This is a genomic window from Bacillus sp. FSL H7-0578 (genome assembly GCF_038630855.1).
Taxonomy (GTDB): Bacteria; Bacillota; Bacilli; order Bacillales; family Bacillaceae; genus Bacillus; species Bacillus safensis.
Genome location: NZ_CP152045.1, coordinates 1,478,433 through 1,490,915, shown reverse-complemented (window position 1 = coordinate 1,490,915; position 12,483 = coordinate 1,478,433). Strand labels below are relative to the sequence as shown.

The window sequence follows — 12,483 nt, the reverse complement described above, 5'->3', positions numbered from 1 at the left end:
TCTCTAGTCTCGCCGAAAGAGACGCACTGTAAACAGCATACACAATGACTATTCTATATTTTGCACTTGTTCTTTTATTTTTTCAATAGCACTTTTCATTTCAACCACCAGCTTTGTTAAATGGTGATGGTTCGCTTTTGATCCAATGGTGTTCACTTCACGGTTGAGCTCCTGTACAAGGAAGTCAAGTTTTCGGCCGGCAGCACCGCCTTGCAGCAAGATTTGCTGAAACTGCTGAAAATGACTTTTCAGTCTCGTAATCTCTTCTGTAATGTCACACCGGTCAGCAAAAATGGCAGCCTCTGTCGTTAGTCTGCTCTCGTCAAGCGCCTCTCCGATCCATTCTTGCAATCGCTGATTCAATCGTTCTTTGTACTGACTCACAACCTCTGGTGCAAAGACTTTGATTTCTTCTGTATAGGCCTCTAGTTCAGAAAGCCTCAGTTCACAGTCTTTTTGAAGTGATGCGCCCTCTTGCTCTCTCATGAAGCAAAGCTCCTTGACAGCAGCCTCGCAAGCTTCCATCAGCAGCTGCTCTAACTGTTCATTTCGGCTGGCTGACTCTTCCACCTGAACGGCAAGCTCCAGGCCCAATAAGTCATGTGCATGCTGAATGCCTGAAATGTGATAGCGTTCTTCGAGGTCTTTTGCGGCTTTCATGTATTCATCAAGCAGCGGCCAGTCGATCTGTAAGGACCGGCTTGCTAGTTTACCGCCTTCAATCGTGACAAACAGCTCAATTCTACCGCGCTGCACGTGACGAAGAATGATCTTTTTTAATGTATCTTCGAAATATAAAAGCGGCCTCGGCAAACGGGCATGAACCTCTTTAAAACGGTGATTGACCGATTTTAGCTCAACTGACACTGTCAGTTCTCCATCCGTTTTACTCGCTTGGCCGAATCCCGTCATACTGCGTATCATGTCAAAACACCCAATTCTTTCATATTAATAAAATGAAAAAGGTAATAGCAGACACTATTACCTCAAAATTATACCATAATCAATTATTTTTTTCTTGTCAAAAGTGATCCTGCCAGTAAAAAAGTTGGCAGTGCAGACATCCCAATGATCAGCAGCCAATCAATTGGTGCAACCGCCACCGTTTTGAAAATCGGCTGAAGCGGCGGGTAATAAATGACCACAAGCATGAGTAAAAGTGATGACAAAACCGCACCGATCAAATAAAGATTCCCAAATGGATTACGTTCAAAAATGGACCGCTCACTGCGGCAGTCAAATACATGAATGAGCTGCGCCAAAACAAGCGTACTAAATGCGACAGTCTGTGCATATTGCAGGTTGTTTGGATCGCGGTGATACACAAATATAAATGCCAATAGGGTCGCAAGTCCGATGAGGAAGCCTCTTGAGATGACCTTCCAGCCAAGCCCTCTAGCAAAAATGCCCTCTTTCACATTCCGCGGCTTTCTCTTCATGACATCGCCTTCTGGCTTATCCATGCCAAGTGCCATTGCCGGCAGACCATCTGTGACAAGGTTGACCCATAAGATTTGTATAGGAACGAGCGGCAGCGGTAGCGCGAGGAGCATCGCAAACAGCATGACCAAAATTTCTCCGACATTTGATGCCAGCAAATAACGGACAAACTTACGAATGTTTTCATAAATATTCCGGCCTTCTTTAATGGCGGATTTAATGGTCGCAAAGTTGTCGTCAAGTAAAATAAGAGATGACGCTTCTTTGGCTACGTCTGTTCCAGTGATGCCCATGGAAATGCCGATATCTGCTTGTTTAATGGCAGGCGCATCATTGACCCCGTCACCTGTCATCGCCACAACATGCCCATTTTTTTGATAGGCTTTGACAATTCTCAGTTTATGCTCAGGGGAAACCCGGGCAAAGACGTATACATTTTCAGCCGTTTGCTCAAGCTCTTTGTCGCTCATCTGATCAAGCGCTTTTCCGTCGAGCACCTGTCCTTGTTTCGGTAAAAGGCTCAAGTCTTTGGCGATCGCTTTGGCCGTTTCGATGTGGTCCCCTGTAATCATGACCGTTTTAATCCCGGCATCCCGGCACTCTTTAATCGCTCGTCTGACTTCAGGACGCGGTGGATCGATCATGCCCTCTAACCCGATAAATGTTAAATCGGTTTCAGCCTGCTTTACAGAGGTGATTTTTTCTGTCAGACCGACTTTTTTATACGCAATGGCAATGGTTCTAAGCGCCTGTCTTGCCAACCCTTGAATCGCAGCTTCTGCTTCTTGCCTGTGAGTCGCTGAAAAAGAAGCTGTGCGTCCGCCGTGCATGATATGACTTGAACGGTTCATTAGTACATCCGGCGCACCTTTTGCAATGACATACCGCTCTTTTTGATTCGTTTCAACGACGACTGACATCATCTTTCTTTCTGAGTCAAAAGGAAACTCCTCAATGACATGAAATCCAGCTTCAATGAATTGCTCTGTAAAACCCGCTTTACGTGCTGCGGTAAGAAGCGCCCCCTCTGTCGGATCGCCATCAAGCCTCATCTCCCCGTCTTTTTCAACGATGGTCGATGTATTACAAAGCGCCCCGTATAATAACACCTTTTGCAGGCTTGGGTGCTTGTCGGCATGGACGATTTCTCCGTTTAAGGTAAAGTCACCGGATGGCTCGTAGCCTGTGCCAGAAATATTCCACGTTTTCCCCTCTGCCCATACATGGGTCACGGTCATTTTATTTTGCGTCATCGTTCCTGTTTTATCTGAGCAAATGATTGACGCGCAGCCGAGTGTTTCCACCGCCGGGAGCTTTCTGACAATCGATTTTTGTTTGATCATCCGCTGCACCCCAAGGGAAAGTGCAACAGTGACAATCGCCGGCAGTCCTTCTGGAATTGCCGCAACAGCAAGAGATACTCCCGCTAGGAACATATGATACAATTCATGTCCTTGCACAACACCGAGAACAACAACGAGCACCGTTAAAAATAAAGCAGCCACAATCAGAATTTTCCCGAGCTGCTCGAGACGCCTTTGCAGCGGCGTTTCCATATTACCTGCTGCATCCAGCATACCGGCAATTTGCCCCATTGCCGTATTCATTCCTGTACCAATGACAACCCCTACGCCGCTTCCTCTAGTAACAAGCGTCCCCATAAAGGCCATGTTCGTCAAATCTCCAAGTGAGACATGGCTGCTTGAAAGAGGACTTGCGTGTTTGACCGCTGGGATAGACTCGCCAGTGAGAGCGGACTCCTCAATTTCTAAGCTCTTTGTTTCTAGTAATCTAATATCTGCCCCAATCCGATCTCCGCTTGAAAATTTCACAATATCCCCTGGCACGAGATGTTTAGACGGGATCTTGACCCATTCATTATTTCTCCTTGCATATACATGCGGAGTTGATAATTCTTTTAACGCTTGAAGGGATTTTTCCGCCCGGCGCTCTTGATAAAAGCCGAGTACACCATTAATCAAAACAATGGCTACAATCGCAACAGCATCAATGTATTCTCCTAAAAAGGCAGAAATGATTGTTGCTGCAAGCAAGATTAACACCATGAAATCTTTAAACTGTGCTAAAAAAATGATCAGAGCCGACGCCTTTTTTCCTTCCTGCAATTCATTTGGCCCGTGTTTTTCAAGCCGCTTTTGTACATCTTTTTCTGACAGTCCGTCACCTATCGATGTATTCATTGTTTTTAATAAATCGGTTTGGTTCAGTTCATGCCAATTCATTTGACCTCGTCCACTCCTCTTTTGTTCTCTCTCATATGCAGTGTTCTATAAGCCAGTTTATTCAGACTCGTCCTAAATCATGCTATAATAATAAGACTGCCTAAAGAACGAGAAAACGGAAGTTCTTTCAGTAGATTTGTGTGAAAGAAGAGGGTGTATCCAACATGTCATTTGACGGCATTTTTACATATGGTATGACAAATGAATTGCAAGAGACATTAACTGGCGGAAGGATTTCTAAAATCCATCAGCCATATAAGCACGAGCTGATTTTTCATATTCGGGCAAACGGAAAAAATCATAAGCTCCTTTTATCGGCTCATCCGAGCTATGCGAGAGTGCAGCTCACTGAGCATCAATACGACAATCCAAGCGAGCCGCCAATGTTTTGTATGCTCCTCAGAAAGCATCTTGAGGGCGGCTTCATTGAACGTTTTGAACAGATTGGATTTGACCGGGTGATCGTGCTTCATGTGAGAAGCCGAAATGAAATTGGCGATGAGCAGACGCGTAAGCTTTACATTGAAATCATGGGACGTCATAGTAATTTCATTCTGGTAGAGGATGGAACGCAGCAGATCATTGATGGTTTGAAACACCTTTCTCCATCTGTGAACAGCTATCGAACGGTGCTTCCTGGTCACGAATACCTTCTGCCGCCTGCGCAGCAAAAATTGAATCCTTTTGACGTGACAAAAGATGATATTTTGAAGCATTTACGCTTTCAAGAAGGAAAGATCGCAAATCAAATTGTCGATACCTTCTCTGGGGTTTCCCCGCTGTTTGCAAAGGAAGTTGTACACCGGGCCGGTCTTGCCAATCAAGAAACGATTCCAAATACACTGCTCGACATGTTCCAGCTCATTCGCATGCATTCTTTTACACCGCAGCTCACAAGAAAAGACGGAAAAGAGTATTTCTATTTATTAGAGCTTCAGCATGTCCATGGCGAGATGAAGACATTCGACTCACTCAGCCAGCTGCTTGACCGCTTTTATTTTGGAAAAGCTGAGAGAGATAGAGTCAAACAGCAGGCAGCGGACCTTGAACGGTTTGTCGTCAATGAAAAAAAGAAAAATGAAAACAAGCTGAAAAAGCTAAAAAGAACCCTTGAAGAATCTCAAGATGCACACAAATATCAGCTCTATGGTGAGCTGTTAACAGCTAATTTATATGCGATTAAAAAAGGGGATAAAGAAGCGACTGTCATCAATTATTACGATGAAGACGGCGGAGAAATCACGATTCCGCTCAAAACAAACAAAACCCCTTCTGAAAATGCCCAGGCATATTTTACAAAATATCAAAAGGCAAAAAATGCTGTAGAAGCTGTAAATGAACAAATTAAGCGGACACATGAAGAGATTGCTTATTTTGAAGAGCTGATTCAGCAGCTGTCCTCTGCTTCACCGAAGGATTTAGAGGAAATGAGAGAAGAGCTTGTTGAAGGAAAATATTTGCGCGCCAAACAAAAGCGTCTCGCCAAAAAGAAAAAACCGGCGGCCATTCAGCTCGAAACGTATGAATCATCCCAAGGCATACCAATTTTAGTCGGAAAAAACAACAAACAAAACGAGTATTTGACTACAAAGGCAGCTGCTCGTGATGATATTTGGCTGCATACAAAGGATATTCCTGGATCACATGTCGTCATCCGCCACCAAGCACCTGATGAACAAACCCTGCTTGAAGCGGCTCAAATTGCCGCCTATTTTTCAAAGGCAAAAGAGTCCAGCTCCGTACCTGTCGACTATACAAAAATCCGGCATGTGAAAAAACCAAACGGAGCAAAGCCTGGCTTTGTTACGTATGATCAGCAGCAAACATTATTTGTCACGCCTGACGAAGATCTTGTGCTCAAGCTGAGAAAATAAATAAAAAAAGCCGATAAAATCTCCTGTAAGGATTTTATCGGCTTTTTCTTTGTCGTTTTTTTCTTTCGATGTAAAGGGCATCAAGTGCGTCAATATCCTCTTGTTCAAGCAAGGATTCAATTGCCGCAGCCAGCTGTTTTGTCCGGGCGGGGCTTGCACCGCTTGTAGAGACTGAAATCGTCACTTTTCCTGCTTTGACAACCTTCGGCATCATCACATTGCCGAGCTCAGATTGGCTCACACAATTCACGAGCTGGTGAGGCTGCGCTGTTTGTGCAATCCATTCATTTACCGAAGGGTCGTTTGTAGCAGCTACAATGAAAAACGCATCCTTCAAATCTTCAGCGCCCACCTTCTTTTCCTTCCAATTCAATGCGTATGTATCAATGAGGCACGCCATCTCTTCAGAAAGATCAGGACTCACAACAGTTATATGGCAAGACTCCGTACACAATGCCTTTGCTCTTCTTAATGCGACAGATCCGCCGCCGGCGATGACCACTTGTTTATTGGTTAAATCAAGATGGACTGGAAGCATGGCTTTCTCCTCGGAAACGAAACGCATCGTCTTTGTTTAAAATGGTTTCTTGCACGCGTTCAATATAAGCCGCTTTGACATGCGGATGAAAGCCAATATACCGGCATACCCGGACATCTTTCAGCCGCTTTCTCGCCTGAGCGGCCTCACTTTCAATTTCTTTCATTAAAATCCCCGTAAACAGTAAGTAAGGAACGATATAAACAGGCCCATCGTCATCTTCTGATAACTGCGCGAGAACATCTCGATAATTTGGCTCACATGCTGTAATAAAACACGGAAGAACCTCTGCATGTGGAAGCAGGCTTCGGACATCGTCTGCAATGCCAAACACATCTCGCTTCACCTCCGGATCAGAACTCCCGCGGCCAATTAAAAGAATCCGCGCGCGCTCGCCTTGATATCCTGCTTCTTTAATTCTTGCGGCAACCGCTTTTGTTACTTCTTGATTCACCCCGATCGGCTTTCCATATGTGACCTTCACTTGCGGGAAACGCGCACGCACTTTCTCAATTTCGACCGGGATATCCGATTTGGCATGCATGGCAGTTAATAGGAGGAGCGGGACGATTGCAATGTGTGTCGCTCCTTTTTTCACACAGGCCTCAAATCCTTCTTCTATAGAAGGGTCCGTCAGCTCTAAAAAACAAATTTCTTGTATATCTGCTTTCACTAACGGCATACAGCTTTTCATAAAAGAAATGGCCTTATCTTGTGCTTCTTTCACCCTGCTTCCATGCCCAACATAAAGGACAGCTTGTTTCATGCGGCTCCTCCCTCTCACTTGTTTTCATCAGACGAAAAGACACGATGTATGCACGTGTCTTTTCTCTACCATTCTCATTTCTCGATTAATGCGGGTTCAAACCAGTTCAGCTTTTGATGAAAATGAACGACATCTCCAACAACAATTAAACTTGGATGCTCGATCCCTTCTTTTTCAACAGTTTCAGACAGTGTCGCAACCGTGCAGCAAGTTGTCTTTTGCCTTGTTGTGGTTCCCCAGTGTATAAATGCAGCGGGCGTTTCTGGGTCCCGTCCATTTTTTAAAAGCAGGCGCTGCACTCTTTCCACGTTTTTGACACCCATGTAAATCACAAGAGTATCAATCCCTGTAGCCAGCGCCTCCCACTTTTCTTCAAAATGTTCATCCTTTTGATAGTGGCCCGTGACAAAAGCAACATTTGAGCTGAATTCACGATGTGTCACAGGGATGCCCGCATAAGCAGCCGCTGCAATCCCAGAAGTAATTCCTGGGACGACCTCATACGGAATTCCGTGCTCAGCTAAGCATTCGATTTCTTCACCGCCGCGGCCAAAGACAAAGGGGTCGCCGCCTTTCAGCCGAACGACAACGTTCCCTTCCTTTGCATGAGCCACAAGCGCTTCATTGATGGCTTCCTGCCTCATTGTATGATGATTTGGCAGCTTGCCGCAATAAATCAATTCCGCCTCCGGTTTGGCATGGGCGAGAATTTCTTGATTGACAAGACGATCATATAAGATGACATCTGCCTGCTGTATCGCCTTATGGGCCTTTAATGTGATTAAATCTGGGTCACCGGGTCCAGCACCCACAATGTATACTTTCCCCATCTTGCTTTTCTCCCCCTGCCATCAGGCGATTATTTCGTTGTTCCTTTTACATAATCAACAAGACGCTGTTTAGATTCCTCACGGGATAATTCCCCTGTATCTAATACGAGCTCAGGCGCAGCAGGCTCTTCATACGGTGAATCGATTCCAGTGAAAAATGGAATTTCACCGTTTCTCGCCTTTTTATATAACCCTTTTGGATCACGCTCTTCACACACGTTCAGATCACATTTGACAAACACTTCGTGAAATTCTCCCTCTTCGACCAACTGTCTGACAGTGTGGCGGTCTTCCTGAAATGGAGAAATAAAAGCAGTGATGACAATCGTTCCTTGCTCCACAAATAATTTCGCCACTTCTCCGATCCGGCGGATGTTTTCTTTTCTGTCATCATCTGAAAACCCTAGATCTTTATTGAGTCCGTGCCGCACGTTATCGCCGTCAAGAACTGTGACTTGGTAGCCTTGTTCAAACAGCTCTCTTGCAGCTGCATTCGCGATCGTTGATTTACCTGACCCGCTTAGACCTGTAAGCCAGATAATGCCGCTCGTATGATTGTTTTTTTGTTGATATTCTTTTTTTGTAATAGATGAATCATGCCACACGATATGTTCGTTGCTCATGTCATACCCTCCCGTTAAGATACCGTCGTTTTTAATCCTTCGATTAATGTTTCAATGACTTCTTTTCGGCTGAACGTGCTTGGTGGTAATTCACCGTTTCTCAGCATTGTTCGAACCTTTGTACCTGAAAGAATGACATGCTCGCTTTTGTCGTGAGGACACGTTTTTGGAGTGGCCATCGCTTCACATGTATTACAGTAGAAGCTGTGTTCAAATTTTAATGGAGTAATGCCGATTTCTTCGCTTGTAAATTGATCAAATAGTTCCTGCGCCTCGTATGTGCCGTAATAGTCACCAACACCTGCATGATCTCTTCCGACAATAAAATGGGTGCAGCCATAATTTTTCCGTACTAGCGCATGAAAAATGGCTTCCTTTGGTCCAGCATAACGCATTGCAGCAGGAAAAACACCTAAAAAGACGCGGTCTTTTGGATAATAACCGTCCAATAACACTTGATAGCTTTTCATTCTTACATCTGCCGGGATGTCGTCAGATTTTGTTTCACCGACAAGAGGATTTAAAAATAAACCATCGACTGTTTCCAGTGCTGTTTTTTGAATATATTCATGAGCACGGTGAACCGGGTTTCTCGTTTGGAAACCAACAATGGTTTTCCAGCCGTTTTCTTGAAAATGACGTCTTGTTTCTTCTGGCTCATACGTAAATTGAGGGAATGGTTTTTCACTGCGTTTCGTCAGTGTAATTTTCCCGCCAATGTAAGTATCGCCGCGTTCAAATAATTTTTTCACGCCTGGATGATTGCGGTCATCTGTTTTATAGACATTCACCGCTTCTTTTTCCTTATCTGGTGTGTATTGATCCTCTACTTCAATGACCCCATATACAGTTCCATTGTAGGATAAGCGCACGATATCGCCTTGATGGATTTCCGCAGCCTTTTCTTTTGTCACTGGCAGTGTAATAGGAAGAGACCAAACGACACCACTTGCTAGCCGCATACTGCTTACAACTGCTTCATAATCAGCTTTTGTTAAAAACCCTTCAATTGGACTATATCCGCCAATTGCAATGAGTTCAAGGTCTGCAAAGGAAATCGCATCTAGTTCAATTTCCTTCGCAGCCGTGCTGAGATCATATTCTTCATTTACTCGATTAATTAATACGCCACCATGTGGTGTTAAACTCATTTGTTCATCTTCCTCTCAATGTTCATATTTATTAGATGTTAATAGTCGGATTTATGGTTAAATCCCGCCGCCCTGTTCATGAATAGAGCTGCTTTCATTTTTGACTGCTTTCATCAGACTCAGCGCACCAAGTGAGGCAAGCAGTACACTCATCATGATAAAGATAGAGTAATAGTCTCCTTTTAAGAAAAGGCTCACAAGCAAATACGATAGGCTGAGTGATAAGAAAGGTGAGACCACCCATACTTTCAGCATTTTTTTCACCACATGTTTGTGAAAAATGTTAGGCCCGCCTTTTGCCATTCCAAGCCCGATAATAGACGAGGAGGTGATTTGCGTAAGTGGAACGGGCAGCCCAAAAATAGAGCTGACGATGACAAGCCCGGCACCGGTACTCGAAAGTAAAATCCCTTCGCCTGTTTGATAGCGGGTAATTTTCTTTCCGTTTGTTTCCAGTACTCTTCTACCTAGCAAGAGGGCCCCTGCTGCGACAAAGATTCCGCCGTAAAGTGTTCCCTGCCCAACTGACAAAACGCCTGAAGCGACGAGCGGGCCGACGGCATTTGCCACATTGTTCATACCGGCTGAAAATGCCTCTAAAAATCCGCTGAGAATTAATACGATAGATAAAATAGCTGTGCCTTTTTTAGACAGCTTCCGTTTAGGGAACATTCTGATGATTTTGACGACAGCAAAGGTAAAAAGAAAGGCGAAAAGCGGGATGATGACCCAAAATGCCACAATCACTAAAATGGATTTCACAAACAAAACTTTATATGCGACTGCCACACCAACTACAGCCCCTACTGTGACCTCACTTGTTGATAAAGGAATCGCCATCAGATTTGCTATGAAAAGTGATAGTGCAGCAGAACCAATGATAATACAAACGATTTCAAGTGTAATGACTGATTCTGGCATAATACCAGAGCTGATCGTTTTGACGACCTCACCGCCGCCAATCACTGAACCTGCTAAAATCCCAACTGCACAAAAACTGAGCGCATAAATGGGCTTTTGAATGGCACCTGATCCATACGCAATGCCCATAGAAGCAGCTGCTCCGCTTGCGCCTATGTTTAAAGCAAAGAATAGACTAAATAAAATTGCGGCGATTTCCATACATTATGCTCCCTTACTCATGTAATCCGCACTCTGTCTTTGCTGTGCCTGACCATCTGCCAGAACGCAGATCATCTGCAGTAAATGCTGGCTGTGTACACGGTGCACAGCCGATACTTGGATATCCTTGGTCATGCAGCGGATTATAAGTAAGTTCCTCTCTAGATGCATATCTCCATATGTCCTTCCACGTCCAATGGATGAGCGGACATACTTTCACTGATTTGAATTTTTCATCCTTATTTAAGAAATTCGTCCCTGCTCGTTTTGGTGACTGCTCTCTTCTTAAACCAGAAAGCCATGCTGGATAACCAGATAGCGCTTCTTGCAAAGGAATGACCTTACGCATATGACAGCAGCTTTGAGGATCTGTTTTCCATAATTGATCACCGTGCTGCTCATTTTGCTGTTCAACCGTCAGCTCAGGCGTTTTCAGTACAATATCTAAGCCCGGATATCTTTCCTTTACCGCATCAATTGTGTCGTAAGTTTCTTTAAAATGCAGACCTGTATCTAAAAAGACAATTCTCGCATCTTTTTTTACTTTTGCAATCAGATCAATTAGAACGATGCCCTCAATCCCAAAGCTGCACGCATATACGAGCTGGTCACCATAATGACCGTACGCCCATTTCAGTACAGACAGGGCTCCTTTATACAAATCATCCTCTTGAAATGTAATGGACGGCTCTTGCCAATTTTCATAAGTTAACATGATTTCTCCCCTTCCGGAGTACCGCTCATATTGCTATTTTCCGCACTACTTTAATCTAATTTTTTCGTTTTTTTCCACTTGAATCACTTGACCGTCCTGAACAATTAACGTAATTGAACCGAATTTCATATCCCCAATCAGTTCTTGCATATGCTTTACTAAGTCCTCATCCTGATTTTGTTTCACTTCCATCTCCTCTTCCTCCTCACCGTTAAAATAAAAAAACTTTCTTTCAGTCCGAAAGAAAGATGAGGAAGCTCGCAATTTCCTTATCTTTCAAAATAGAATCATTTTGCAGGAAGTAGCACCTTGCGAATCGCAGGTTGCCGGGTTTCATCGGGCCAGTCCCTCCACCTCTCTGGATAAGAGTTTCAATTTGTCTTAAATATTAACACAATTCAAACAAAAGTCAACCCGACTTTATTGATAGGATTAGTTTTTATTAAAATTTGAGTCTATTTTACTATTTTTACCCAAATAAAAAAGCCGTGCGGGCAGGCACAGCTTTAAAATTGTTAACGATGGACTTTGACTTTTCAGACCGTTTCTTCCATCCAAGATTCAGAGGAAGGGTCTTGTCTCCAGCGTTTTAGTTTGTTCATCGCAGACGGCTCAATCGCTTTCAGTTCAAGTGCCACATCTGTCAATGTGTCATAGTCTGTCAGGGTGACATATGGAATATTTTTTTCTTGAAAAGCGGCCGCTGCTTTTGGCAGTCCGTATGTGAAGATTGCGGCAACTCCTAGTACCTCGCAGCCCTCAGCTTGAAGAGCAGCAACCACTTCCAGCACACTGCCTCCTGTGGAGATAAGGTCTTCGACGACGACAACCTTTTGGCCTTTCGATACGGCCCCTTCAATTTGATTTCCTTTGCCGTGTGCTTTCGGCTTACTTCTGACATAACACATCGGGATGTTCAAGCGGTCTGCTGCTAATGCCGCATGCGGAATGCCTGCTGTTGCAGTACCCGCGACAACCTCTGCTCCCTTGAAATGAGTGAGAATCAAATCTTTTAGACCTTCCGCAATGTCGTGTCTGACTTCTGGATATGATAATGTGAGGCGGTTATCACAATAGATCGGTGATTTTATACCGCTCGCCCATGTAAACGGTTCGTCTGGTTTTAATGAGACCGCTTTGATTTGTAATAGATGTTTCGCGATTTTTGATTTCATCTGGCA

Annotated in this window: 12 protein-coding genes and 1 riboswitch; of the genes, 1 reads left to right on the top strand and 11 read right to left on the bottom strand. The window is 44.2% G+C overall.

Going from position 1 to position 12,483, the window contains the following annotated elements:
- Positions 1–48: 48 nt before the first annotated feature.
- Positions 49–924: a YicC/YloC family endoribonuclease gene (locus tag MHB41_RS07585; RefSeq protein WP_034281735.1), complete on the bottom strand. Its 876-nt coding sequence runs from the start codon at positions 922–924 to the stop codon at positions 49–51.
- A gap of 83 nt (positions 925–1,007) precedes the next feature.
- Complete coding sequence (locus tag MHB41_RS07580; RefSeq protein WP_340898729.1) at positions 1,008–3,683, bottom strand: calcium-translocating P-type ATPase, SERCA-type; 2,676 nt, start codon at positions 3,681–3,683, stop codon at positions 1,008–1,010.
- 164 nt (positions 3,684–3,847) lie between these two features.
- On the opposite strand from MHB41_RS07580, the gene MHB41_RS07575 reads away from it, so the two are divergent.
- Positions 3,848–5,557, top strand: coding sequence for an NFACT RNA binding domain-containing protein (locus MHB41_RS07575; RefSeq protein WP_024426952.1), 1,710 nt, complete (start codon positions 3,848–3,850; stop codon positions 5,555–5,557).
- A 34-nt stretch (positions 5,558–5,591) separates the two neighbouring features.
- Here the strand turns inward: MHB41_RS07575 and MHB41_RS07570 are convergent, their stop codons facing one another.
- From MHB41_RS07570 to pyrE, 9 genes are all read right to left on the bottom strand, one after another.
- Positions 5,592–6,095 (bottom strand): bifunctional precorrin-2 dehydrogenase/sirohydrochlorin ferrochelatase, encoded by a 504-nt coding sequence (locus MHB41_RS07570; RefSeq protein WP_268423187.1) that lies wholly within the window; start codon positions 6,093–6,095, stop codon positions 5,592–5,594.
- Positions 6,076–6,861 (bottom strand): sirohydrochlorin chelatase, encoded by a 786-nt coding sequence (locus MHB41_RS07565; RefSeq protein WP_056766396.1) that lies wholly within the window; start codon positions 6,859–6,861, stop codon positions 6,076–6,078. Before MHB41_RS07565 ends, MHB41_RS07570 begins: the two co-directional genes overlap by 20 nt.
- Before the next feature lie 74 nt (positions 6,862–6,935).
- On the bottom strand, positions 6,936–7,691 hold the full coding sequence (gene cobA, locus MHB41_RS07560) for a uroporphyrinogen-III C-methyltransferase (protein WP_041108928.1): 756 nt from the start codon (positions 7,689–7,691) through the stop codon (positions 6,936–6,938).
- Positions 7,692–7,720: 29 nt separating this feature from the next.
- Positions 7,721–8,314 (bottom strand): adenylyl-sulfate kinase, encoded by a 594-nt coding sequence (gene cysC / locus MHB41_RS07555; protein ID WP_024424221.1) that lies wholly within the window; start codon positions 8,312–8,314, stop codon positions 7,721–7,723.
- Between the two features lie 14 nt (positions 8,315–8,328).
- Positions 8,329–9,465 carry a sulfate adenylyltransferase gene (sat, locus tag MHB41_RS07550; protein ID WP_125586826.1) on the bottom strand — a complete coding sequence of 379 codons (1,137 nt, stop codon included), beginning with the start codon at positions 9,463–9,465 and terminating at the stop codon, positions 8,329–8,331.
- A 57-nt stretch (positions 9,466–9,522) separates the two neighbouring features.
- Entirely contained in the window at positions 9,523–10,587 is a 1,065-nt protein-coding gene (locus MHB41_RS07545; RefSeq protein WP_025092551.1) for an inorganic phosphate transporter, read from the bottom strand.
- Between the two features lie 13 nt (positions 10,588–10,600).
- Positions 10,601–11,302, bottom strand: a complete 702-nt coding sequence (locus MHB41_RS07540) for a phosphoadenylyl-sulfate reductase (protein ID WP_024424224.1) — start codon at positions 11,300–11,302, stop codon at positions 10,601–10,603.
- Between the two features lie 45 nt (positions 11,303–11,347).
- Positions 11,348–11,494: a YezD family protein gene (locus MHB41_RS07535; RefSeq protein ID WP_073205135.1), complete on the bottom strand. Its 147-nt coding sequence runs from the start codon at positions 11,492–11,494 to the stop codon at positions 11,348–11,350.
- A gap of 74 nt (positions 11,495–11,568) precedes the next feature.
- A riboswitch (SAM riboswitch) is annotated at positions 11,569–11,671 on the bottom strand.
- A 167-nt stretch (positions 11,672–11,838) separates the two neighbouring features.
- Positions 11,839–12,477: an orotate phosphoribosyltransferase gene (gene pyrE / locus MHB41_RS07530; RefSeq protein WP_024424225.1), complete on the bottom strand. Its 639-nt coding sequence runs from the start codon at positions 12,475–12,477 to the stop codon at positions 11,839–11,841.
- Positions 12,478–12,483: the final 6 nt, after the last annotated feature.